The sequence below is a fragment of the Ruegeria arenilitoris genome (genome assembly GCF_013030985.1).
Lineage (GTDB): Bacteria > Pseudomonadota > Alphaproteobacteria > Rhodobacterales > Rhodobacteraceae > Ruegeria > Ruegeria arenilitoris_B.
Map to the genome: position 1 here is coordinate 595,861 of NZ_WPYP01000001.1, position 23,406 is coordinate 619,266.

At 58.8% G+C, this 23,406-nt stretch carries 20 protein-coding genes; 11 read left to right on the top strand and 9 right to left on the bottom strand.

Annotated features, from left to right (window positions below):
* Positions 1-9: 9 nt before the first annotated feature.
* Both GOX88_RS02950 and GOX88_RS02955 read right to left on the bottom strand, forming a co-directional pair.
* Positions 10-1,053 carry a cysteine desulfurase family protein gene (locus GOX88_RS02950; protein ID WP_170398985.1) on the bottom strand — a complete coding sequence of 348 codons (1,044 nt, stop codon included), beginning with the start codon at positions 1,051-1,053 and terminating at the stop codon, positions 10-12.
* 57 nt (positions 1,054-1,110) lie between these two features.
* The gene (locus GOX88_RS02955) at positions 1,111-1,569 is read right to left on the bottom strand and encodes an Rrf2 family transcriptional regulator (RefSeq protein ID WP_170324951.1); all 459 of its coding nucleotides are present in this window, start codon (positions 1,567-1,569) and stop codon (positions 1,111-1,113) included.
* Positions 1,570-1,745: 176 nt separating this feature from the next.
* Between GOX88_RS02955 and GOX88_RS02960 the strand changes: the two genes are divergently transcribed.
* The 6 genes from GOX88_RS02960 (at position 1,746) to GOX88_RS02985 (ending at position 7,766) form a co-directional block, all read left to right on the top strand.
* On the top strand, positions 1,746-2,399 hold the full coding sequence (locus tag GOX88_RS02960; RefSeq protein WP_170324952.1) for an alpha/beta hydrolase: 654 nt from the start codon (positions 1,746-1,748) through the stop codon (positions 2,397-2,399).
* Positions 2,399-2,644 carry a hypothetical protein gene (locus tag GOX88_RS02965; RefSeq protein ID WP_170324953.1) on the top strand — a complete coding sequence of 82 codons (246 nt, stop codon included), beginning with the start codon at positions 2,399-2,401 and terminating at the stop codon, positions 2,642-2,644. The genes GOX88_RS02960 and GOX88_RS02965 overlap by 1 nt, the downstream gene beginning before the upstream one ends.
* Positions 2,641-3,798, top strand: coding sequence for an HD domain-containing protein (locus GOX88_RS02970; RefSeq protein WP_170398988.1), 1,158 nt, complete (start codon positions 2,641-2,643; stop codon positions 3,796-3,798). Before GOX88_RS02965 ends, GOX88_RS02970 begins: the two co-directional genes overlap by 4 nt.
* Positions 3,799-4,189: 391 nt before the next feature.
* The gene (locus GOX88_RS02975; RefSeq protein WP_170398993.1) at positions 4,190-4,525 is read left to right on the top strand and encodes a DMT family transporter; all 336 of its coding nucleotides are present in this window, start codon (positions 4,190-4,192) and stop codon (positions 4,523-4,525) included.
* A 76-nt stretch (positions 4,526-4,601) separates the two neighbouring features.
* Complete coding sequence (gene typA, locus GOX88_RS02980; protein ID WP_170398996.1) at positions 4,602-6,419, top strand: translational GTPase TypA; 1,818 nt, start codon at positions 4,602-4,604, stop codon at positions 6,417-6,419.
* 300 nt (positions 6,420-6,719) lie between these two features.
* Positions 6,720-7,766 carry a hypothetical protein gene (locus tag GOX88_RS02985; RefSeq protein WP_217354182.1) on the top strand — a complete coding sequence of 349 codons (1,047 nt, stop codon included), beginning with the start codon at positions 6,720-6,722 and terminating at the stop codon, positions 7,764-7,766.
* A gap of 135 nt (positions 7,767-7,901) precedes the next feature.
* Here the strand turns inward: GOX88_RS02985 and GOX88_RS02990 are convergent, their stop codons facing one another.
* The 4 genes from GOX88_RS02990 to recA form a co-directional block, all read right to left on the bottom strand.
* Positions 7,902-8,525, bottom strand: a complete 624-nt coding sequence (locus GOX88_RS02990) for a transglutaminase-like cysteine peptidase (protein ID WP_170399001.1) — start codon at positions 8,523-8,525, stop codon at positions 7,902-7,904.
* Between the two features lie 355 nt (positions 8,526-8,880).
* Positions 8,881-9,168 carry a DUF1330 domain-containing protein gene (locus GOX88_RS02995; RefSeq protein WP_170324958.1) on the bottom strand — a complete coding sequence of 96 codons (288 nt, stop codon included), beginning with the start codon at positions 9,166-9,168 and terminating at the stop codon, positions 8,881-8,883.
* Position 9,169: 1 nt separating this feature from the next.
* A complete protein-coding gene (gene alaS, locus GOX88_RS03000) occupies positions 9,170-11,839 on the bottom strand; it encodes an alanine--tRNA ligase (protein ID WP_170399004.1) in 2,670 nt (889 codons plus the stop codon).
* A gap of 139 nt (positions 11,840-11,978) precedes the next feature.
* Entirely contained in the window at positions 11,979-13,046 is a 1,068-nt protein-coding gene (gene recA / locus GOX88_RS03005; protein WP_170399007.1) for a recombinase RecA, read from the bottom strand.
* 192 nt (positions 13,047-13,238) lie between these two features.
* Between recA and GOX88_RS03010 the strand changes: the two genes are divergently transcribed.
* On the top strand, positions 13,239-13,832 hold the full coding sequence (locus GOX88_RS03010; RefSeq protein WP_170399010.1) for a sulfotransferase family 2 domain-containing protein: 594 nt from the start codon (positions 13,239-13,241) through the stop codon (positions 13,830-13,832).
* Here GOX88_RS03010 and GOX88_RS03015 read toward each other — a convergent pair.
* The 3 genes from GOX88_RS03015 to guaB all read right to left on the bottom strand — a co-directional run bounded on the left by GOX88_RS03015 (position 13,829) and on the right by guaB (position 18,924).
* Positions 13,829-16,120, bottom strand: coding sequence for a hybrid sensor histidine kinase/response regulator (locus GOX88_RS03015; protein ID WP_170399012.1), 2,292 nt, complete (start codon positions 16,118-16,120; stop codon positions 13,829-13,831). The genes GOX88_RS03010 and GOX88_RS03015 overlap by 4 nt on opposite strands.
* A gap of 104 nt (positions 16,121-16,224) precedes the next feature.
* Complete coding sequence (locus tag GOX88_RS03020) at positions 16,225-17,382, bottom strand: RsmB/NOP family class I SAM-dependent RNA methyltransferase (protein ID WP_170399015.1); 1,158 nt, start codon at positions 17,380-17,382, stop codon at positions 16,225-16,227.
* 93 nt (positions 17,383-17,475) lie between these two features.
* A complete protein-coding gene (guaB, locus tag GOX88_RS03025) occupies positions 17,476-18,924 on the bottom strand; it encodes an IMP dehydrogenase (protein ID WP_170399017.1) in 1,449 nt (482 codons plus the stop codon).
* Between the two features lie 217 nt (positions 18,925-19,141).
* Here guaB and GOX88_RS03030 point away from each other — a divergent pair, with 217 nt between their 5' ends.
* The 4 genes from GOX88_RS03030 to GOX88_RS03045 all read left to right on the top strand — a co-directional run bounded on the left by GOX88_RS03030 (position 19,142) and on the right by GOX88_RS03045 (position 23,378).
* A complete protein-coding gene (locus GOX88_RS03030; RefSeq protein ID WP_170399020.1) occupies positions 19,142-21,184 on the top strand; it encodes an ASKHA domain-containing protein in 2,043 nt (680 codons plus the stop codon).
* A gap of 23 nt (positions 21,185-21,207) precedes the next feature.
* Complete coding sequence (locus GOX88_RS03035; protein ID WP_170399023.1) at positions 21,208-22,065, top strand: class I SAM-dependent methyltransferase; 858 nt, start codon at positions 21,208-21,210, stop codon at positions 22,063-22,065.
* A gap of 289 nt (positions 22,066-22,354) precedes the next feature.
* The gene (locus GOX88_RS03040) at positions 22,355-22,744 is read left to right on the top strand and encodes a hypothetical protein (protein ID WP_217354183.1); all 390 of its coding nucleotides are present in this window, start codon (positions 22,355-22,357) and stop codon (positions 22,742-22,744) included.
* Between the two features lies 1 nt (position 22,745).
* Complete coding sequence (locus tag GOX88_RS03045) at positions 22,746-23,378, top strand: TIR domain-containing protein (protein WP_170399029.1); 633 nt, start codon at positions 22,746-22,748, stop codon at positions 23,376-23,378.
* Positions 23,379-23,406: the final 28 nt, after the last annotated feature.

The window sequence follows — 23,406 nt, forward strand, 5'->3', positions numbered from 1 at the left end:
TCCGTCAGATCACGCGGCGCGCGCGCGATGCTTTTTCTCTTTTTCAAGCCACGCTTCGGCGAAGCGCAGCACATCTTCTTGCGTGGTCAAAGGGCCAAGCGACACGCGTATCGCGCTGGCTGCTGTGACCTCGTCATAACCCATTGCCGTAAGAACCGCGCTGGCGCGGACTTTGCCGCTGGAACAGGCTGATCCCGCACTCACCGCAAAACCCGCCAGGTCCATCTGCATCACCTGCGTTTCGCCCTTCCAGCCAGGGGTGGCGAAACACAAGGTATTGGGCAGGCGATCCTGATCTTTCCCGACAAAAATAGTAGATTTAGAACCAGCCTCAAGGGCCTTTTCTAGAATATTTCTAAATTCTTGAACCTGCTCCCAAACACCATTTGCCAGATCCCGGGCCGCTGCCTCAGCCGCAGCCCCGAACCCCGCGATTCCAATGACATTTTCCGTACCCGAACGGCGGCCCATCTCCTGACCGCCCCCCCTTATCTGGGCGGGCAAATCCGTGCCGCGTTTCATCACGACAGCGCCGATGCCCTTTGGACCGCCCAACTTATGGGCCGAGATCAGCGCCATTTGTGCTTCCAGCCAGTTGAACGCGACCGGCAGTTTACCGAAAGCCTGCGTTGCATCGGTTACAGCCAATCCCTTGGGAAGTTTCTGAACGATCCCAGTTTCCGAATTAGCCAGTTGCAGGGTCGAGCTCTCCGGTTCTGACACCTGAACCTGACCGGATATCGCGGCGGGCAAATCCTCGGCAATCCAAGCCCTTACAGCATCATGTTCAATCGCTGACCCATGTAGATCGCGACCGCCCAACGCCAGCGCCGCCCCCTCGGTCGAGCCCGAGGTGAACACGATATCCGCTCCATCGGCCCCAAAAGCGGATGCGATTTGCGCCCGCGCGCGTTCCACTACTGCCTTAGCTGCGCGCCCCTCGGCATGGACCGAAGACGGGTTACCGCAAAGCTCCATCGCCGCAATCATCGCCTCACGCGCTTCGGGACGCAGAGGGGTTGTCGCGTTGTGATCCAGGTAAACACGAATCATGGATTCACCTTTTTCCAAACGCGAAAACAATGGGGGCCGATTCCGTGCTGCATCACGTCACTCATCGACAACGGCAAACAGGCTGGGCACCGCGGGGCACGGGGCCAGATCGTTTTTGATCACGTCCGACAACCGTGTCTGATGCAGGAAGACATAAACATGCGCGCTGAGGCTTTCCCACAGACGGTTGGTCAACGATTGCGCCCGGCTTCCCGAGGAAGCCCCGGACGCCCCTGCGCCTTTTTGCAGCGCGTCAACCGTTTCATCCACTGCGGCCAAAACCTCGACCACGCGAATTTCCGATGCAGGACGGGCCAGACGATAGCCGCCACCCGGTCCGCGAACCGAGGACACCAGATCAGCACGGCGCAGTTTTACGAAAAGCTGTTCCAGATACGGCAGCGAGATATCCTGCCGTTCTGAGATTTCCCCCAATGTCACAAGGGTATCTTCGGGCTGAGTAGCAATATCGGCCAGCGCAACCATTGCGTAACGACCCTTGGTCGAAAGCTTCATTGTCTACTCCTCTAGGCTAGTACCGCGCGAAAACATTGACGCCGCCGCTGCCAGTGCGTATCTCCGACGGGCAGCAACTTGCGCAAAGCAATACAATTAGAACCGTTCTAAGGTGCCTGACGATAACAGTCAAGTATATCCCGGCACCCGGAAAAAAAGACAGGACCAAAGCACACATGCCCGAGGTGATTTTTCCCGGACCCGAAGGCCGCCTGGAAGGCCGTTACCACCCGCAAAAGGAAAAAGACGCACCGATCGCCATCGTGCTGCACCCGCACCCACAATTCGGCGGGACCATGAACAACAAGGTCGTCTACAACCTGCATTATGCGTTCTACAACATGGGCTTCACCGTGTTGCGCTTTAATTTTCGCGGCGTTGGCCGCAGCCAGGGCGAATACGACCAGGGCGTGGGTGAGCTGAGCGACGCAGCATCGGCGCTGGATTACCTGCAGTCGATGAACAACAACTCGAAACACTGCTGGGTCGCGGGCTTCTCGTTTGGCGCGTGGATCGGGATGCAACTGCTGATGCGCCGCCCGGAAATCACCGGGTTCATCAGCGTGTCGCCGCCCGCGAACATGTATGACTTTTCGTTCCTGGCGCCCTGCCCCTCGTCCGGCCTGATCATCAATGGCTCGGCCGACCGTGTGGCGCCTCCGGCCGACACCACCTCGCTCGTGAACAAACTGCACGAGCAAAAAGGTATCACCATCACCCATAACGAGGTGGAAGGCGCCGACCACTTCTTCCAGGATCGTCACATGGACACGCTGATCACCGATGTCAGCGACTATGTGAAGCGCCGCCTGACCGAGAACACACGCTGATGTCTGATACCATCACCACCCTCGCGTCGAAACTGGCCGAGGACACGATGAAAGTGATGGACGAAACCGGGGATGACCGCTTTTTTGTCGAAGTGGGTGATCTTCTGGGGGCGTCCTCTCAGACGCTGGAAGAGGCGTTCCTGACCGAAATTCGCGTCCGGTTGGCCGAACGGAAAGCCCGCAAATTCGTGATCCAGAAACTGACGGATCACCGCTCCAAAACAAAAGCGATCGAGAAACAATGACCGAAAGACTGTCCGCGCAGATTGAATTCCTGAAACGCGCGGACAGCCTGAAATCGGTTGATCGCGCCAACTTTCTTCTGGATCAGTCCCGCCCGGAAAACGCCGCCGAGCATAGCTGGCAGTTGGCGCTTTGGGCGCTGGTGATGCAGCCTTTGGCCGGCACGGATGTCAATATCGACCGGGTTATCCGGATGCTGCTGCTGCATGACCTGGTCGAGATCATCGTGGGTGACCACCCGATCCACCTGCAAACCGACTGGCAAGCGGTCGAGCGGCTTGAGAAAGCCGCTGCAGCCGAGCTGTTCGGACTTTTGCCCGACGATCAGGCTGCGACCTGTCTTGCCTTGTGGCAAGAGTTCGAGGCCGACCAGAGCCCGGATGCGAAATTCGCCAAGTATCTGGATCGATGCCAGCCGATGTTCCAGGTTCTGTGCGCGCCGAATCCAATGCCCGAACACCGGGCAATCGTTCAGGACAATTTGAACGGCGGGCGCGCGGCCTATCTGAAGACCGAGTTTCCCGAAGCCTTCACCGCGGCCCAAAGCTTGCTGGACGGCCATCAGCCCACGAAGACCCCCTTCTCGACCCGCCTTGCCTATCTGGCCGAGACCGACCAGTTGAAATCCGTCTACCGCGCCTCGCGCCTGCTGGACGGCTCGAGGCGCGAAAACTCGGCCGAGCATTCCTGGCACATCATGCTGTACGCGTGGATTCTGGCAGAACATGCAGCCCCCGGTGTCTCGATCGACCGTGCGCTGAAAATGCTGTTACTGCATGATATCGTTGAAATCGACGCCGGAGATCACCCCATCCATGGTCAGGTCGACCATGCCGCGCAGGAGGCCGAGGAAAAGGCCGCCGCAGAACGCCTGTTCGGATTGCTGCCGGATGATCAGAAATCTGATTTTATGTCCATGTGGAACGAGTTCGAAGCAGCCGACAGCCCGGATGCCCGGTTCGCCAAAGCCATAGATCGCTTTCAGGCCCCGGTTGGCAACCTTGCCACGGACGGCGGAACATGGACGGAGTACAACGTCACCTATGTCCAGATCGAACAGCGGGTCGGCACCCCGATACAGCGCGGCGCGCCCGGCCTGTGGACGTGGCTTCAGCCGCAGCTTCACGCGTTTTTCGCTGCCACAGCAAACTCGTAGGCCAAAGAAAAAGAGGCGCAAAGGCCTCTTTTCCCCCTGTGTTTCAGCAGACGCTCAAACCTTATCACTCTCTAACCGTTCAACAAAATTGGCCGCATTTTTGTCGACGGACCCCCCGCCTGCAAGCCACCCAAGCGCCACAATCAACGCTGAAACAAAGACTATATATCTTGCAAATTTCGTCATGAAAAACACTCACAAAACAAAAACCTTTAAAAACAAAGACCTTATATCACAGTGTTTGCTGACGGAACAGTCAGGTTATCCTGACCCGACGGCAGCCAAGCGGGATTGGCGCTTGTCTTCACACGGGCGATACCCCCCAGATTCCACTTGCCCGCCCGACTGATTTCGTGCTCAACGTCGCAAAACTTCTGTCGAGAGCCTCACCGTGCCCCACGCTTATCTGATCCTGTTTCTGGCGGTCATAGCCGAGACCATTGGTACGACGGCCCTGCAAGCCAGCCAACAATTCAGCCGCCTGTGGCCGTCTTTGCTGGTCGTGGTCAGCTATGGCATTGCATTCTATCTACTGGGACTGACTCTGAAATTCATGCCGGTCGGCATCGTTTATGCGATCTGGTCCGGTCTTGGCATCTTTTTCATCGCCATCATCGGCTTTATCGTCTTTGGTCAGAGGCTGGACTGGCCGGCGGTCCTTGGCCTTTCGATGATTTTGATCGGAATCCTTGTCATTCACCTGTTTTCCAAGACTGCTGGCCACTGATCACCGGTTAGGGCTGGCCTATTTGGTCAAACCGCGCTATGCGCGCGGCAACTTCCCGTTCAAAGGCTGACCTCTCATGGACCTGCGCAATATCGCAATTATCGCTCACGTGGACCACGGTAAAACGACCCTGGTGGATGAGCTGCTCAAACAATCCGGCGCGTTCCGGGAAAATCAAGCCGTGGCCGAGCGTGCCATGGACAGTAACGACCTCGAACGCGAGCGCGGGATCACCATCCTTGCCAAGGCCACTTCGGTCGAGTGGAAAGGCACGCGCATCAACATCGTCGATACCCCCGGCCACGCTGATTTCGGCGGTGAGGTCGAGCGGATCCTTAGCATGGTTGACGGCGTGGTCCTGCTGGTCGACGCCGCCGAAGGCCCGATGCCGCAAACCAAGTTTGTGACCTCCAAGGCGCTGGCGCTGGGTCTGCGTCCGATCGTGGTGCTGAACAAGGTCGACAAGCCTGACGCCGAACCCGACCGCGCGCTGGACGAATGTTTCGACCTGTTCGCGAACCTTGGTGCGGATGATGACCAGCTTGATTTCCCGGCCATGTACGCCTCGGGCCGTTCGGGCTGGGCCGACATGGAGCTGGACGGCCCCCGCAAGGACCTGAGCGCCCTGTTCGACCTGATCGTCGATCACGTCCCTGCCCCCAAACAGGCCGACAAGAAAGACGAGCCCTTCCGGATGCTGGCCACCACACTGGGCAGCGACCCGTTCATCGGCCGCATCCTGACCGGTCGCGTGGAAAGCGGCACACTGAAAGCTGGCGACAGCCTCAAGGCGCTGTCGCGTGACGGCACGCTGATCGAGAACTTCCGCGCCTCGAAAATCCTGGCCTTCCGCGGTCTGGCGCAACAGCCCATCGACGTGGCCGAAGCCGGTGACATCGTCACCATCGCGGGCATGAGCAAGGCAACCGTGGCCGACTCGCTGGTGGCACCGCAGGTCGATGAGGCGCTGCCCGCACAGCCCATCGACCCGCCGACCATCACCGTGACCTTCGGCATCAACGATTCGCCTCTGGCTGGTCGTGACGGCAAAAAGGTCCAGTCGCGTGTGATCCGCGACCGCCTGATGAAAGAGGCCGAATCCAACGTCGCCATCCGCATCACCGACACCCCCGGCGGCGAAGCCTTTGAGGTTGCCGGTCGTGGCGAATTGCAGATGGGCGTTCTGATCGAGAACATGCGCCGGGAAGGGTTCGAACTCAGCATCTCGCGCCCGCAGGTTCTATTCCGGGATGAGAACGGCCAGCGTATGGAGCCCATCGAAGAGGTCACCATCGATGTGGACGACGAATTCTCGGGCGCGGTGATCGAAAAAGTCACTGGAGCACGCAAAGGGGAACTGGTCGAGATGCGCCCCGCCGGCGCTGGCAAAACCCGGATCATCGCGCATGTGCCGTCACGCGGCTTGATCGGGTACCACGGCGAGTTCCTGACCGACACCCGCGGCACCGGCGTGCTGAACCGCGTGTTCCACGGTTGGGCGGCCCACAAAGGCCCGATCCCGGGCCGTCGTGCAGGCGTTCTGATTTCGATGGAGAATGGTCAGGCCGTTGCCTACGCCCTGTGGAACCTCGAAGAGCGTGGCCGCATGTTTGTTGGTCCCCAGACCGATGTCTATCAGGGTATGGTGATCGGTGAGCATTCGCGCGACAACGATCTGGAAGTGAACCCTCTCAAGGGTAAAAAGCTGACCAACGTGCGCGCCAGCGGCTCTGACGATGCGGTCCGGTTGACGCCCCATGTTCAATTTTCGCTGGAAGAAGCCATCGCGTATATCGACGATGACGAATTGGTCGAGGTGACACCGAACGCCGTGCGTCTGCGCAAACGCTTCCTGGATCCGCACGAACGCAAACGCATGGCAAAATCTGCCTAAGGTTGACAGTACTGTCGTTCACAAATGTGAAACAATACTACAGTAGTGGCAGTTTTGCATCCATAACAGACCCATTAAGTTCTAAAAAGCCCGCCAATTTGGCGGGCTTACTTTTTGTTTTAAAGCTCATTTCAACCTTAGAGTGTATTCCATGATTCCGCTCCACTCACGCTCCTCTTGAAATTGTGTCCAAAAACGGATGTAATCAAGGAATAAGTGTGGCACGATAGTATTACATAAGCCATGTGTGTCCGCAGTTGGTGCGGCAAAATGTGTAACGAGTTTTGAAGGAGTGGCGCCATGCGCGTGAAGTCTCGACTATTGTCTATTGTATTTGTCTCAGCAACATTCCCACTGATCACACCCAGTGCGGCGCTAGCAGAAAGATGTAACATCAATACGGCTCGGCAGTCGGTGTCGACCGAAACTCTGTGTGCCTGCACGGTCGTCGATACCCGGATGTTGCGCTACATTCAGCGACGCGCTGATTTCGAAGATATCCTGGCGCGAACTCTGGAAAGTTGCCCACCATTTGCTGCGGTTCTGACTGACCTGCCAACAGCGACAGCAGCTGCAACGGCGCGCGATGGTGAGGATGCTAACTCTGGTTTCGCGGGTACGTCCAGCGGCAGCAATGGTAGCCCAACTTCCACTGGCAGTGACGGCGGCGACGACGGTGGTGACAACGGCGACGACGGTGGCGACAACGGTGGTGACGGTGGCGACAACGGCGGCGGCGGCGGAAACGGCGGTGGCGGGTCCGGTCCCGGCGGCGGCGGCAACAACGGCAGCGGCGGCAACGACGGCAACGGCAACGGCGGCAACAATGGCGACGGTGGCAACTCCGGCGACGGCAACGGCGGCAACAACGGTGGCGGCGGTAACGACGGCAACGGCAACGGCGGCAATAACGGTGGCGGCGGTAACGACGGCAACGGCAACGGCGGCAACAATGGCGACGGTGGCAACTCCGGCGACGGCAACGGCGGCAACAACGGTGGCGGCGGTAACGACGGCAACGGCAACGGCGGCAACAACGGAGACGGCGGCAATTCCGGCGACGGTAACGGCGGCAATAACGGCAGCGGCGGTAATTCCGGGAGCGGCAACGGCGGCAATAACGGCGGCAGCGGAAACTCCGGCAGCGGCAACGGCGGCAACAACGGCGACGGAAGCGGCGGGAACTCCGGCGGTGCTGGCAGTGGCGGCGGCGGAAGCGACGGCGGTAACGGCGGAGGCGCCGGAGCTGGCGGCGGCAGCGGCGGTGGTAGCGCTGGTGGCGCCGGAGCTGGCGGTGGTGCCGGCGGCGGCAATGCCGGTGGCGCCGGAGCTGGCGGTACGTTCTAAGTGAAAGGTTGTGGATTTGCGCCATAAAAAATGGCGCAGCCCAAGCCCGACGAACAAAGCCTTGAATGCAAAAAGGGCGACGCTTGTGTCGCCCTTTCTCTCACCTCAATAACCCGATTGTTCAGCAGGAATGCATCAACTCCGGCTGTAAACTCCAACCCAACCACTGGGTTTCCGCGGGTTTTGCATCCGAAGGAACAAATAATGCGTTGCCGACCATGGTTTGATCTGATTGGTCAGGTTGTCCAAAACCAGGTCGCCAGCTGCCGAGCGGTACACGAGCACAGCATGCGAATTGCGCTGCGTATCCAAAACCGTAGCAATCAGCAGTTTGCTGGGGTCGACCCCGGCGCGAATAAGGTCTCGTTTCTTCAGCAGAGCGAAATCTTCACAATCCCCACCCCGAGACGTCGGCAATGCCCATCTTTCAGCGGTCCGGTATTGAGAAAGATCCGTAACCGAACGCGTTGTTGCGTTGACCTGACGATTGACCCGCTCGATTATCTGCATTTCCTTCTGCCTGGACATAGACGCGGCCGCCTTGCCGGAACAAGCCCAGCTGTATTGGCGGCACAATTGACGCGCGCCCGAAGGTGGCGGCGAAGCGGCTACGGTCTTGAGAAAGCTACCTTCGCTTGCACCGGCAGCAGTTCCTGCGGCCAAAGCGCTTACCGCCAACGCGGTGACTGCGAACAGTTGACCCACAGATGAGGCCAACCGCGAAATAACGGCTCTGTATTCAGTGCTCAACGGTTTCATGCCTGTTCCTCGATCCATTTCCATCCATGCGACTGCTGGAAACGGGACCGTAGATTGTTTTGCTAACTATCAGTGCACGGGGCCGTTTGCGCAATCTGCAGCGAGGTTGCAAGGGAAAAGAGGCGGAAATTCGTTCCGCATTTTGACCATTTCGGGCAAGAATTGAGAGAATTTGGCCACAATCTAAGGGTGACCTTACGTAAGTTTTTCACCCGGCATCCGCGATAAGCGCTTGAAAAGCTTACCAGCAAACTGAACAAAAAAAAGAAAGGCGGCCATACAGGCCGCCTTATTTCAGCGTTGGCTGAAATCCGCTCAATTGGTTGGAATCTGGCTTAAGTTTGCCAAGGTGATTCTAGTCGGTGATCTCTACAACGACCAATTCACGCTCGCTTGCGCCGCGCGCGTGGTCCAATGCTGCCTGATATTCGGGGGATTCGTAGCACTCAACCGCAGCCTCAACCGAAGGGAAGCGAGCCACGACGTTGCGGGGCCGCTCTTTCCCTTCAAGTTGCACATAGCGTGCGGCACGGGCGATGAACTCGCCCCCGTGCTTGGCGATGGCAGGGCCCGCCAGCTCGGCATATTTTCCATAGGCCTCAGCGTCGGTCACGGTGACATGGGCAATCCAGAGTGCAGGCATGTTATCCTCCCAATACTTGCTCAGCGGCTTTGATCGCCGCGTCGGAATTCGAGGCATCACGGCCGCCGCCCTGCGCCATATCGGGGCGTCCGCCGCCGCCTTTGCCACCCAGCTCGACCACTGCGGCCCGAACCAGATCAACAGCCGAGACCTTGTCCGTCAGGTCCGAGGTCACACCAGCCGCAACGGCCGCCTTGCCACCCGCATCGGCGATAAGCAGCACAGCGCCCGAGCCCATCCGGCTTTTGTGTTCGTCGATCAACGCGGGCAGGTCTTTGCCCGAAACGCCGCTCAACGCCTGCGCCAGGAAGGGCACCCCGTTCACGTCGCGGGCCTCGGCTCCGCACTGCCCCGAGCCGCCCGCCATCGCCAGATCACGGCGCAGCTGAGCAACTTCGTTTTGCAAGGCCTTGCGCTCATCCAGCAGTGACTTGACCCGGTTGACCACATCGTCGGGCTGCGCTTTCAGTTCCGATGCGATTTGACCAAGCCGTTGATCTTGTGCCGAAAGATGGCGGAAAGCCTCATCTCCGGTCAGCGCTTCGATCCTGCGCACACCGGCACTGCTGGCGCTGTCACCCAGCACGACAAAGGTGCCGATATCCCCGGTTTGACGTACGTGGGTCCCACCGCACAGTTCGATCGACCATGTTTCGCCGTCATGTCCTTTACCAGTCGGGGCCTTGCCCATCGATACAACGCGAACCTCGTCGCCGTATTTCTCACCAAACAGCGCCTGAGCCCCCAGTTCCCGCGCATCGTCCGGCGTCATGATCCGGGTCTCAACGGTCGAGTTCTGGCGGATGAAGTCATTCACATCGCGTTCGACCTTCTGGATTTCCCCGGGGCTCAGTGCTTTGGAGTGGCTGAAGTCGAACCGCAGCCGGTCCGATGCGTTCAGAGACCCGCGTTGTGCCACGTGATCACCCAGCGTTTCGCGCAGCGCCTCATGCAGCAGGTGAGTGGCCGAGTGGTTGGCCCGGATCGCGGTGCGGCGTGCGTGATCGACCGCAAGCTCGACCGAGTCGCCCTTCGACAACGCACCCTGGCTGACCGTCACCCGATGCGCATAGACCTTGCCTTCGGCAAATTTGCGCGTGTCTTCAACCTGCGCCACATCCTGCATGTTATCGAGACGCCGGATTTCACCGGTATCGCCGACCTGACCACCGGCCTCGCCATAGAAAGGCGTCTGATTGACGACAACCCAGCCGGTTCCACCCTGTTCGATCTTGTCGACGAGTGCACCGTCAACAACCAGTGCGGCCACCTGCCCTTCGGCTTTCTCGGTATCGTAACCAAGAAAATCCGTGGCCCCAGCCTGATCCAGAACGTCGAACCAAATGGCCTGATCCGCGGCCTCACCCGACCCGGCCCATGCGGCGCGGGCCTTGGCCTTTTGTTCGGCCATGGCAGCATCGAAACCATCCGTATCTACCGTCAGGCCTTTTTCGCGCAGCGCGTCCTGCGTCAAGTCCAGCGGGAAACCGTACGTGTCATACAGCTTGAACGCCGCATCACCAGACAGAGCTGCTCCTTCGGACAGGCCCGCAACCTCGTCATCCAGCAGCTTCAGGCCGCGATCCAAGGTCTGTTTGAAGCGTGTTTCTTCCAGCAACAGCGTTTCTTCGATCAGCGGCTGCGCCTGGCCCAGTTCCGAATACTGTGCGCCCATCAGTTGCACCAGCGTCGGCACCAGACGGTGCATGACCGGATCTTTCGCCCCCAGCAAATGCGCGTGTCGCATGGCCCGGCGCATGATCCGGCGCAGCACGTAACCGCGCCCGTCATTGCTGGGCATCACGCCATCCGCAATCAGGAACGAGGTCGAACGCAGGTGGTCTGCGATGACGCGGTGATGGACGTTCTGGTCCCCATAAGGATCGACCCCGGTCGCATCCGCCGACGCCTCGATCAGAGTCTTGAACAGATCGGTGTCATAGTTGTCATGGCTGCCCTGCAGCAGCGCGCCAATCCGCTCCAACCCCATGCCGGTGTCGATCGACTGCATGTCGAGTTCGACCATCGAGCCGTCTTCGAATTGCTCGTTCTGCATGAAAACGATGTTCCAGATTTCGATGAACCGGTCGCCATCTTCCTCGGCCGAACCCGGAGGGCCGCCCCAGATGTGATCACCGTGGTCATAGAAAATCTCGGTGCAGGGGCCACAGGGGCCGGTTGGCCCCATCTGCCAGAAATTGTCGTTGGTGGCGATGCGAATGATCCGGTCTTCGGGGACGCCGACCTTTTTCCATATCTCAAAAGCCTCATCATCGGTGTGATACACCGTGGTCAGCAGGCGGTTCTTGTCGACGCCGAATTCCTTGGTGATCAGTTCCCAGGCAAAGGGGATCGCGTCTTGCTTGAAGTAATTCCCGAACGAGAAGTTCCCCAGCATCTCAAAGAACGTATGGTGCCGTGCGGTGTATCCGACATTGTCCAGATCGTTGTGTTTACCTCCGGCACGCACACATTTCTGCGCCGTGGTCGCACGCTGATAATCGCGGGTTTCCACGCCCGTAAACAGATTTTTGAACTGCACCATGCCCGAGTTTACGAACATCAGCGTCGGGTCATTGCGCGGGACCAGAGGGCTGGATGCCACCACCTCATGCCCTTGTTTGGCAAAGTAGTTCAGAAAGGTCGATCGGATATCGTTCAGCGTGGGCATAAGCTTCTCTCAGCGCGCAATCATATTGTGTTGAAACGGGTTTATCGCCGTCCCTGCGGATAGTCCACAGCATTGGAGGCGCCGAACGAAACAAGGCGGCCCAGAGGACCGCCTTGCACTCAGAATTCTTCCGATGGCTTTAGGCTTCGAGGATATCGTCATCCTCGGCAGCCCCCGGCGGCATGTCGAATTCCAGCCCGTGCGCGGCACGAATCTTGTCTTCGATCTCAAGCGCGGTGCGACTGTTGTCGCGCAGGTACTGTTTGGCATTCTCACGCCCCTGCCCGATCCGCTCGTCACCATAGCTGAACCACGAGCCCGACTTCTCGACCACTCCGGCCTTGACGCCCAGATCCAGCAATTCGCCCATCTTGCTGATGCCTTCGCCATACATGATGTCGAATTCCACCTGCTTGAACGGCGGTGCCACCTTGTTCTTGACGACCTTGACGCGGGTCTGGTTGCCGACCACCTCATCGCGGTCCTTGATCGCGCCGATCCGGCGAATGTCCAGACGGACCGAGCTGTAGAATTTCAGCGCATTACCACCGGTCGTGGTTTCCGGGCTGCCGAACATCACGCCGATCTTCATCCGAATCTGGTTGATGAAAATCACCATGCAGTTCGAACGGCTGATCGAGCCGGTCAGCTTACGCATCGCCTGGCTCATCAGGCGGGCCTGCACGCCAACGTTGCTGTCACCCATGTCGCCTTCCAACTCGGATTTCGGCGTCAGCGCCGCCACCGAGTCAACCACGACCATGTTCACCGCACCCGACCGCACCAGCGTGTCGGTGATCTCCAGTGCCTGTTCGCCGGTATCGGGCTGCGAGATCAACAGTTCATCCAAATCGACACCCAGCTTGCGGGCATATTGCGGGTCCAGCGCATGTTCCGCGTCAACGAACGCGCAGACACCGCCACGTTTCTGCTGTTCGGCAATACAATGCAGCGTCAGCGTCGTCTTGCCCGAGCTTTCCGGGCCGTAAATTTCGACAATCCGGCCCATCGGCAGACCGCCGATCCCCAGCGCGATGTCCAGACCCAGTGAACCGGTCGAGCTGGCATCGATGTCCTGCTTGGCATCCTCGCCCAGCTTCATGATCGAGCCCTTGCCGAACTGCCGTTCAATCTGCGCCAATGCGCTGTCGAGCGCCTTTTGCTTGTCTGCGTTTTTCTTGTCGCTCATCGTCAGAAGATCCGCCATTGTCCTGTCGCCTTCCCTTTTGTCACACCCTTGAACGGGCGGCAATCGCTGCTTTGTTCGCCTCTTGTTCCTTATGAGACCAAAAAGAGAACATTTCAACTAAAACTTACAATACTTACTGTTCAGCAATTGTGTTAAAGAGTCGTTTACGCCAATCTGCGACAGTAACAAAGATTGACGAAGGGCGACTAAATGCTTGTTTTCTATAAGGAACGCCTTGCGTTTCTGGCCGTTCCCAAAACAGGCAGCACGGCATATCACACCGCCCTGCGTGACCGCGCAGACTTTTTCGTGACCGGCCCGCCGGATCTGAAACACGCCCCCGTGCGGCGCTATGATCGCTTTTTTCAGAACATCTTTCGGAAAATGTACGACACCGAGATGGAAATCATGGCGGTCGTACGCGAACCCATCGATTGGCTGGGCAGCTGGTACAAGTTCCGCAGCCGGGAGGACCGGATCGGACATCCGCATTCCACCCGCGACCTCAGCTTTGATGAGTTTGTGCAAGCCTATATGCAAAGTCCCCGCCCCGAATTTGCCGATGTCGGCAACCAGAGCCAGTTTTTTCGCACCCGAAGCAACGGTTTTGGTGCCAGCCACATCTTTAAATATGAAAACCAGGACAAGATTCTGGATTTCCTGCAAGACCGGCTGAATATGCAGATCGACTTGAAACGGGAAAACGTCTCACCCCATCGCGAGTTGATCCTGACGCCCGAGACGGACCGCAGGTTCCGCAAACGGCACACGGCTGAGTTCGCCTGCCATGACGCGGCGCTTTAGTTGACCTGCTGAAACACCGCCTCGGTCAGTTGGTTCAGCGAGAACGGCTTGGGCAGGAAGGTGGAATTCGAGATCGCGGGACCGGAATCTCCGAACGCGCCCTCGGTGTAGCCGGACATGAAGATCACCCTTGTATCCGGACGCGTCTCCATCGCTTTGCGGACCCAGGTCGGCCCGTCCATGCCGGGCATGACCACGTCAGTGACAAAGACATCGACATTCAGCGCGCCGTCTTCCAGCAGACGCAGCGCCTCTTCCGCCGACTCGGCCTCGAGCACGGTATAGCCTTTCAATCGCAGCGCACGTGTCGCGAAGGCGCGTACCGGCGCCTCGTCTTCGACCAGCAGAACTACCCCTTCGCCCTGGCGGGCTGTTTGCGTGTCGACGGCGGGTAAAGCGTCGGGTTGAACTTCTGGTGAAGCGGCCGAAACTGGCAGATAGACAATGAATTCCGTACCGTGGCCCTGAAGGCTGTCGACAAAAATGAACCCGCCCGTCTGTTTGACGATCCCGTACACCGTCGACAAGCCCAGACCGGTGCCTTCCCCGGTGCGTTTGGTGGTATAAAACGGTTCGAACACCTTCTGTAGCTTGTCCGCCGGGATGCCGACGCCGCTGTCGATCACTTTGACGGTGACATATTCGCCGGGCTGAACCGTCGCTCGGTCGCGCGTGAGGGGTTCGTTCAGCACCACCACCTCTGTCTCGATCCGCACTTCGCCGCCATCGGGCATGGCATCGCGGGCGTTTACGACGAGGTTCATCAGCACCTGTTCCAATTGCCGTTTGTCTGCCCGCACGGGCTTCAAAACCGGATCGTGGCTGAGAATCAGGCGGACTTTCTCGCCCACCAGCCGGTTCAGCAGGTGGATCAGATCCGAGATCGTATCCCGCAGATCCAGCACCTCGGGCTGCAGCGTCTGTTTCCGCGAAAAAGCCAGCAGTTGACTGACCAGAGCGGCCGCCCGGTTGGCGTTCTGGTTGATCTGTACGAGGTCGCCATAGTTCGGGTCATTCTGGTCATGCCGCAACAGCAGCAAATCACAATGCCCCGATATGGCCGTCAGCAGGTTGTTGAAATCATGCGCAACGCCTCCGGCCAGTTGTCCGACTGCCTGCATTTTTTGCCCCTGCACGAACTGCGCTTCTAGCGTCTTGAGCTCGGTGGCGTCGTTCAGTACCGCGATCAGTTGAACCTGCCCATCATTCACCACGCGGTTCAACGTGACCTGAACGAACACCTCTTTGTCCTGCCGGGTCAGGCGCAGGAATTCGGACCGCATTGCCGGTTCCTGAGCAGCCGTGCGTGCCAGCCAATCCAATACGGGATAGCCAAGTCCGTGCATGATCTGGTCAGCATTGGTTTCTCCGGGCTCGATATCCCCGATCAGTTTCACCGCCAGTCGATTGGCCTCTAAAATCCTCCCATCGGGTGCTAGGCGCACAATGGGAACAGGCAAATCGGCAAAGGAAGTCCCGCTGTTGGCCTGCCCCGCCGCCTCTGTCGGCAGCACGAGCAGGTTGCGCACGGTGCCGGACCGGTTGAGCTCGCACACAGCGGCAGAGATAGTTCCATTTTCCGTGTGCACCTGAACGATGTCACCCTGCGGGCCCAGGTCAGCCGAAAGGACTTGCTTTAGGCTATCCGGCCTGTGCCCAAGCAAATGAGCCGCCGCAACATTGACCCGCAACAACGTACCGTTGCGGCCTTCGGTCAGGACCGGAACGGCGACCTCATCCCACTGCCCCGGGGTACCCAGATGAAAGCGCCAGCAAAACTGACCGTTGCCAACATCGAACACCGAAACCGGGACGGTCGATCCGACGGTCACAATGTCTTCGCGCGCTTTGCCGAAAATCTCGGCCTTCGACTGAAGACGCAAAAGAACCGCCGCAGGATTTGCAAACATGGACTTCAGGCAGTGCTCCAATCGCACACCCGGACGGGCTTGAAACTTGTTTCGCGCCTCGGGATTGGCCGCCAGAATGTCACCCTGAGCGTTTGCGATCACGCAGGGAAACAAATCCTGTTCAGCGAAAACCGCCATGGTCTTCACCGCCTGCTGCGCCAGATGGTCCACGAGTTTTCCCCGCAACACCACAAGGAAACTCGCCGCCAGCAGCGATACGCCCGCCACGACAAAACCGGTGTGCCAGATCTGAGGCACGAGCCCGACAACGGGCGCAAGGCTTAGCAGTGCGCCGATGACGACCAAAGGGGCAAGTCGCAAACCGGACGGGGCATTTTGAACGGACGGATCAGAAAAAGCTTCCGTTGTATCAGTCATAAACAACTCAGATCAGAGGGCTTTCACGCAGTCAGCCCAAATAAGGTTAATACCCGCTTAAAAGAAACCGGGAACTCTCCTTTAAGTTGCTATGACCTGATGCGCTATCGCGTCAAGTGTGATGTGAAGAAACCGTCCGTGCCGTGGGAGACAAGCCACGTTTTCCGGAAATTCTCGGACCAGCCCGGGTATTTTCGCAAGAAACCGTCGACGACATTACCGTTTTCGTCGTCCAGCATCGAGCAGGTTGCATAAGCCAGAACACCACCCGGCGCGATCATCGGCGCCAACTGGTCCAGAATGGAGGCCTGAATACCCGTCAATTCCTGCAAGCGGCTTTCGGTCAACGCCCATTTACCCGCCGGAGCCCGCCGCCACGACCCGCTACCGGAACATGGTGCGTCCGCGAGGATTACGTCGAAGGGGGCTTGTTGCACGAGATCTTCTGTTGTCAGAATCTCTACCCGCACAGCGGCCCGTTCCGCTCGCGTCGGAAGGTCTCGCATACGAGCAGCGTTCACGTCATGGGCAAAAACCGAAACCCCTTTTTGCGCCGCCAGCGCCAGAGACTTACCACCACCGCCCGCACAATAGTCCAGCACCCGCATCCCCGGACGCAAGTCCAAGGCTGCGACAACCGCTTGACTGGCCGCGTCCTGAAGCTCAACCAACCCGTCCATGTAAGCCCGGCTTTGTGCGATTTTGCGCGCACCCTCGGTGACTTCCAACGCCGTGTCACAGGCCGGATGCGGTACAGCGATGATCCCATCCGCGGCCAGCGACGCGATTGCCGCGGAGACGTCGGCTTTCATCAGGTTGACCCGCAAATGCACTGGCGCCCGGCTTTGCAGGGCCTGCGCCACCGGCACCGCCTGCTCGCCCAGCGAAGTCTGAAACCTGGACCAGAGCCAATCGGGGATATCATACTGCTCGGCCTCAGAGTCGAAGTCCCGTCCGACCTCGGTTTCGGCCAAAACCCCGGGTGCGTGGCGCGCGCCCGTGAACACATCCTCCAACGGTGCGCCGGATGCACGCACAGTACCTATCATAAGACCACGCCCGGTCTCGGCCCCTCCGAGCGCCGCATAGGATCGTTTGCACCGCAACGCGGCGAACACATGATCGCGAACCGCAGCCCGATCCTTGGATCCGGCGAACCGGCTCCGGCGGGCCCAGTTGGTCAGGGATTTCTCGACAGGCGCACCTGCGAGAATCTCATCAAGGATTTCGATAGAAGCCTGAATACGTGCGGCCGGTGTCATGCTGTCTTCCGATGCTGCTAGTGTGACGATAGTCAAAGCCACAAATGCAAAACGGCGCCCTGTTCCGGGCGCCGCGAACCTTGAAAGCCGGGGTTACATCACCCGGTAGTTCGGGCTTTCGCGGGTGATCTGAACGTCGTGCACATGGCTTTCCTTCAGACCCGCGCCAGTGATTTTGACGAAGTTGCAATTCTTGCGCATGTCTTCGACCGTTGCACAGCCGGTATAACCCATCGCGGCGCGCAGACCGCCAACCAATTGGTGCACCACGGCACTGGCCGAACCCTTGTAGGGCACCTGCCCCTCGATCCCTTCGGGCACCAGCTTGTCGTTGGCCGCGTCTTTCTGGAAATACCGATCCGCCGAGCCGCGCGCCATCGCACCCAGGCTGCCCATACCGCGATAGGATTTAAACGAACGGCCCTGGTACAGGATGACCTCGCCCGGGCTTTCATCGGTGCCCGCGATCATCGAACCAACCATCGCGCAGGATGCGCCCGCCGCGATCGCCTTGGCGAAATCACCCGAGAACTTGATGCCGCCATCGGCAATCACTGGAACATCGCCGGCCGCAGCTGCGCAATCCATGATGGCCGTTAGCTGAGGCACGCCAACGCCAGCAACCATACGCGTGGTGCAGATCGAGCCCGGCCCGATGCCGACCTTGATGGCATCTGCACCGGCATCGATCAGTGCCTTGGTGGCATCGCCAGTCGCAACGTTACCGGCGATGATCTGAACCTCGTTCGACAGTGTTTTAACCCGCTTCACCGCGTCCAGAACGCCCTGAGAGTGACCATGCGCGGTATCAACGACAATGATATCGGCACCGGAATCCACCAGTTGTTCCGAACGCTCAAACCCGGCATCCCCGACTGAGGTCGCCGCCGCCACGCGCAAACGGCCCAGCGGGTCTTTGCAAGCGGTCGGGTTCAGCACGGCCTGTTCGGTGTCTTTCAGTGTCAGCAGTCCGGTCAGCTTGCCTGCGCCATCGACCACCAACAGCTTTTCGATGCGGCGGGCCTTCATCAGGCTCTTGGCCTCTTCCAGATCGGCCGGTTCTTGCAGCATGGCCAGATTGTCAGTGGTCATCATCGCCCGGATCGGCTGGTCATCCGAGGTTGCAAAACGCATGTCCCGGTTGGTCACGATGCCGACCACGCGGCCCTCTTCATCAACCACGGGAAAGCCGGTGAAGTTGTAGCGCTCGACCAAGGCCTTGGCATCCGCCAGCGTCTGATCCGCGCGCAGCGTGACCGGGTTGTAGACGATGCCGGATTCAAACCGCTTGACCCGGCGTACCTCGCGCGACTGCTCTTCAACCGACAGGTTCTTGTGAATGACGCCGATGCCCCCGGCCTGGGCCATGGCGATGGCCATGCGCGCCTCGGTCACCGTGTCCATGGCTGAGCTCAGCAGTGGGATGTTCATGGTGATCGCCCGCGTCACGCGCGTGCTTGTATCCGCCGTCGCCGGCAGCACCGACGAGGACGCCGGAACCAAAAGAACATCGTCAAAGGTAAGTGCCTCACGAATCTGCATCTGCTAACCCCATGCAAAAGCCCGTTTGGCGGTGACCCTATTACATGGATTTCACCCAAGGAAAAGCCCCAGAGCTAAACTAGTTTTCCTTTACGGGCCAATCCCAAGAGAAAAAACGACGCAACCCATGCAAAACGTGCCGCTGAATGCCCTTTCCCTTTGCGCGCAAACCCATATCTTGCCCGGCATACGCGCGAATACAAAAGGCAGGCCAGATATGACCACCGATCCCCTTGTTGTTTTTACCCCTTCAGGCAAACGCGGACACTTTCCCGTTGGCACCCCGGTTCTGACCGCCGCCCGGCAGCTGGGCGTCGATCTGGATTCGGTCTGTGGTGGCCGTGGGATCTGCTCGAAATGTCAGATCACCCCCAGCTACGGCGAGTTTCCCAAACACGGCGTTACCGTGTCCGAAGATGCGCTGAGCGAATGGAACGCGGTCGAGCAACGTTATGACGACAAGCGGGGGCTGAAACCCGGCCGCCGTCTGGGCTGTCAGGCCACCGTTCAGGGCGACATCGTGATTGACGTTCCGCCGGAAAGCCAGGTGCACCGTCAGGTCGTCCGCAAGGCCGCCGCTGCGCGCGCGATTATCATGGACCCGGCAACGCGTCTGTATTTCGTCGTGGTCGAGGAACCCGACATGCACTCGCCCACCGGCGATCTTGAGCGGCTGGAACGCGCCCTGCGTCAGCAGTGGAATATCGAAGCCGTCACCGCCGATCTGTCGCTGATGTCCAAGCTGCAGCCCGTCCTGCGCAAGGGCAAATGGGAGGTCACCGTGGCCGTCCACAAAGGCCACAAGGATACCGTTGCCCGGATTGTCGAAATCTGGCCCGGTCTGCATGAAAGCGGGCTATACGGGCTGGCCATCGACCTCGGCTCGACCACTATCGCGGCGCACCTGACCGATCTGGAAACGGGAGAGGTGAAGGCGTCATCAGGCCTGATGAACCCGCAGATCCGGTTCGGCGAAGACCTGATGAGCCGTGTGTCCTACGCGATGATGAACCCCGGCGGTGATCAGGAGATGACACGGGCCGTACGCGAGGCGATCAATGATCTGACAATCTCGATCACCGAAGAAGCGGGCATCGATGCCGAACTGATCGTTGAGACGGTTTTCGTCTGCAACCCGGTCATGCATCACCTGTTGCTGGGTCTGGACCCGGTCGAGCTGGGCCAGGCACCGTTTGCGCTGGCGACCTCGGAAAGCATGTCCCTGCCCGCCCGCGAGATGGACTTGACCAAGATGAACCCGCGCGCGCAGGTTTACATCTTGCCTTGTATCGCGGGCCATGTTGGGGCCGACTGTGCCGCGGTTGCCTTGTCGGAAGAACCCGGCAAATCCGAAGACCTCGTGCTGATCGTGGACGTGGGCACCAACGCGGAAATCCTGCTGGGCAACACCAGCCGCGTTCTGGCCTGCTCCTCGCCCACAGGTCCGGCATTCGAGGGTGCCCAGATCAGCTCCGGCCAGCGCGCTGCGCCCGGCGCCATTGAACGGATCGAGATCGACCCTGTCACCAAGGAACCCCGCTTTCGCGTGATCGGGTCCGAGAAATGGTCCGATGAGGAAGGCTTCGATCAGGACGTCGCAACCACCGGCATCACTGGCATCTGCGGCTCAGGTATCATCGAGGCCGTGGCCGAGATGCGCATCGCTGGCCTGTTGGACGAAAGCGGCCTGATTGGTTCGGCTGCACAAACCGGCACCGCGCGTTGCGTTCCCGAAGGCCGCACAAACGCCTATCTGATCCACGATTCCAGCGCCGAAGGTGGGCCGCGCATCACCGTGACCCAAGGCGACATCCGCGCCATCCAGCTGGCCAAATCCGCGCTTTACGCTGGCGCCCGTCTGCTGATGGACGTGATGGAGGTCGACAAGGTTGACCGCGTCGTTCTGGCCGGGGCGTTTGGTGCCCATATCTCGACCAAACACGCGATGGTTCTGGGCATGATCCCGGACGCACCGCTGGATAAGGTCTCCAGCGCAGGCAACGCAGCGGGAACCGGTGCCCGGATCGCGCTGTGCAATATCGGCGCCCGAACCGAGATCGAACGCGTCGTGCGCGAGATCACCAAGGTCGAAACCGCCATTGAGCCCAAGTTCCAGGATCACTTCGTGGCCGCTAACGCGATCCCGCATAAAACCGATCCGTTCCCGGAACTGGCGCAGGTGGTCACCCTGCCCGCGCCCTCGTTCAACACTGGCGGAGATGAGGAAAAGTCTGGCCGCCGTCGACGCAGGAGGTCATAGTCGCCCCAACCACGGGGGCATAGATGACGTCAGCAAACGAAGAACAGGCAGAGTACTGGGGCCAGTCTGAGAGCGGCACTAAATGGTTGACCTACGAAGATCACCTGGACCACGCCTTTGCCCCTGTTCTGGATCTGGTTCTGAACCGGGCTGACTTGTCCGTTGGAATGAAGGTTCTGGATATCGGTTGCGGCACGGGGGTTAGCACCCTTGCCGCAGCCCGGAGCGTCGGACCGGACGGACATGTGCTGGCCGCCGATATCTCACAACCTTTTCTGGATCGCGCTGCCACGCGCGCTTCGGAAGACGGATTGGACAACATTCGGTTCCAGTTTGCTGACACTCAGACCTATTCCTTTGAGCCCGCGCTTATGGACGCGGCGATCTCGCGGTTCGGCGTTATGTTCTTCAGCGATTCCGTGGCTGCCTTCGCCAATATCGCAAAGGCGCTAAAACCTGGCGCTCAAATGACTTTTGCGGCCTGGGGTCCTTTGGACGTGAACCCATGGTTCCGCGTGCCCCATATAGCCGCCGTCAAACGATTGGGTCAGCCACCACGCGTGGACCGCTATGCGCCCGGCCCCCTCGCGTTTCACGATCTTGACCACGTCACGGGAATGATGGTTCAGGCCGGGTTGTCTGATGTGAAGGCCGAGGCAGTCGCATTAGACCTGCAAGCCGTCAACGGTGTTGAGGGTACAGCGGCACTGTGTACGCGCGTCGGACCGGCTGCGCGGGTCATCGCTCATTTCGACGGAGATGAACGGGACGTCCAAGCCATCCAGAAAGACGTCACCGCCGAGTTTCATCACCTGCAATCCCAGGCAGAGCCCCACATCCCTGCGGTCATCAACCTGTTTCAGGCTCGTCGATCCGAGTGATTGGAGCGGGTAGCGGGAATCGAACCCGCGCGTTCAGCTTGGGAAGCTTAGACGATGAACCACTATCTCCGCCTTATTTCAATTAGTTAGTCGGCGTCTTATATGCGGTTTGTAGGTATTTTGTAGGCGATTAGCACAATTGCCTATTTCGAGGAGATTAGCCCCTCCACCCTATGGCGCAACACCTTTTATGGCGGAACGTACAACTGTCTGCTACAACATCTTGAAAAACATGGTCCTCGCCACCATGTCTAGACAAAGATAGCCAGTTTGACGGCAGAGGGATCAAGTGAGCGTCGACATCTACAATCAGAGATACGAAACATTTCGGCACTTGGACAAGCTGCGTTGGCAAATGCTGCAACTGCTGATCGCAATCGCATCGGCCACCGCGTTGGTGCTGCGATCAACGACCGGTGAGATCGAGTGGTGGTTTTACTTTCTGCTGGGAGCATCTCTGATGACACTTTCATTTGTGATGCTTCGCATCGGAAGCGGTATCCGGAAGAACGCCGTCGAACTTAAGACGGCAGCTGATGCAATTGGTGACCATGGAATGCCTGATGTCTCCAACGAGTGGAAATCCATCGCTCACTGGATCGCAGTGTTGGTGATGGGTTTGGGAGCTTTCTTAGTCGGAACCTCCGCCAGCATGGCCAACATTTTTTCAGGGGGTTGAATTGACCAAAGCATTCATCAGCTATCATCACCACAATGACCAAGAATATCGAAACCACATTTCGTGGCTCGCGAACATGTACGGAGCATTTGACGATTGCTCAGTCGAACTTGGGGACATTGACGACAATCTTGCACCACAGACTATTCGCAGGATCATCCGGGATGAATACCTACGCGATACCCAAGTAACTATCCTTCTTTGCGGAACTGAGACCCGATTCCGAAAGCATGTGGACTGGGAACTGAAATCCAGCATGATTGACGGAGCTGTCAATAAACGGTCTGGAATACTCGTCATCGACCTGCCGACCACCTCTAGCATTTCATGGCAAACGAGTCTGCCCGGCGAGAAAGCGGCCATATATCCCGACTATACGTCCGGGTGGTTTTCGGTCGAAACAAAGGCTGATTTTCAAAATCGGTACCCGGAGATGCCTGAGCGGATCATCGACAATTTGCTCAAACCGGATGTTGCTATGTCGGTGGTGCCGTGGTCTCGAATTGAGCATCAACCTGAGAACTTGAAGTTCTTGGTCGATGCCACCGCAAGAGTAGCAGCTACAAATGAATACGACTGCTCATTGCCTATGCGGATGCGAGATCACTATCCGCAACCAAGATATCAGTACTAACTTAGAGTATTGGGGAGAGTGCTGACCA

Excerpts from the sequence above, each read along its gene's own strand:
- GOX88_RS03010 (WP_170399010.1), top strand. The coding sequence starts at position 13,239 with ATGCTTGTTTTCTATAAGGAACGCCTTGCGTTTCTGGCCGTTCCCAAA.
- GOX88_RS02960 (WP_170324952.1), top strand. The coding sequence starts at position 1,746 with ATGCCCGAGGTGATTTTTCCCGGACCCGAAGGCCGCCTGGAAGGCCGT.
- GOX88_RS03020 (WP_170399015.1), bottom strand. The coding sequence starts at position 17,382 with ATGACACCGGCCGCACGTATTCAGGCTTCTATCGAAATCCTTGATGAG.
- guaB (WP_170399017.1), bottom strand. The coding sequence starts at position 18,924 with ATGCAGATTCGTGAGGCACTTACCTTTGACGATGTTCTTTTGGTTCCG.
- alaS (WP_170399004.1), bottom strand. The coding sequence starts at position 11,839 with ATGCCCACGCTGAACGATATCCGATCGACCTTTCTGAACTACTTTGCC.
- GOX88_RS02955 (WP_170324951.1), bottom strand. The coding sequence starts at position 1,569 with ATGAAGCTTTCGACCAAGGGTCGTTACGCAATGGTTGCGCTGGCCGAT.
- GOX88_RS02965 (WP_170324953.1), top strand. The coding sequence starts at position 2,399 with ATGTCTGATACCATCACCACCCTCGCGTCGAAACTGGCCGAGGACACG.
- GOX88_RS02970 (WP_170398988.1), top strand. The coding sequence starts at position 2,641 with ATGACCGAAAGACTGTCCGCGCAGATTGAATTCCTGAAACGCGCGGAC.
- GOX88_RS02995 (WP_170324958.1), bottom strand. The coding sequence starts at position 9,168 with ATGCCTGCACTCTGGATTGCCCATGTCACCGTGACCGACGCTGAGGCC.
- GOX88_RS02950 (WP_170398985.1), bottom strand. The coding sequence starts at position 1,053 with ATGATTCGTGTTTACCTGGATCACAACGCGACAACCCCTCTGCGTCCC.
- GOX88_RS02985 (WP_217354182.1), top strand. The coding sequence starts at position 6,720 with ATGCGCGTGAAGTCTCGACTATTGTCTATTGTATTTGTCTCAGCAACA.
- recA (WP_170399007.1), bottom strand. The coding sequence starts at position 13,046 with ATGGCGGATCTTCTGACGATGAGCGACAAGAAAAACGCAGACAAGCAA.
- GOX88_RS03030 (WP_170399020.1), top strand. The coding sequence starts at position 19,142 with ATGACCACCGATCCCCTTGTTGTTTTTACCCCTTCAGGCAAACGCGGA.
- typA (WP_170398996.1), top strand. The coding sequence starts at position 4,602 with ATGGACCTGCGCAATATCGCAATTATCGCTCACGTGGACCACGGTAAA.
- GOX88_RS03015 (WP_170399012.1), bottom strand. The coding sequence starts at position 16,120 with ATGACTGATACAACGGAAGCTTTTTCTGATCCGTCCGTTCAAAATGCC.
- GOX88_RS02990 (WP_170399001.1), bottom strand. The coding sequence starts at position 8,525 with ATGAAACCGTTGAGCACTGAATACAGAGCCGTTATTTCGCGGTTGGCC.
- GOX88_RS03035 (WP_170399023.1), top strand. The coding sequence starts at position 21,208 with ATGACGTCAGCAAACGAAGAACAGGCAGAGTACTGGGGCCAGTCTGAG.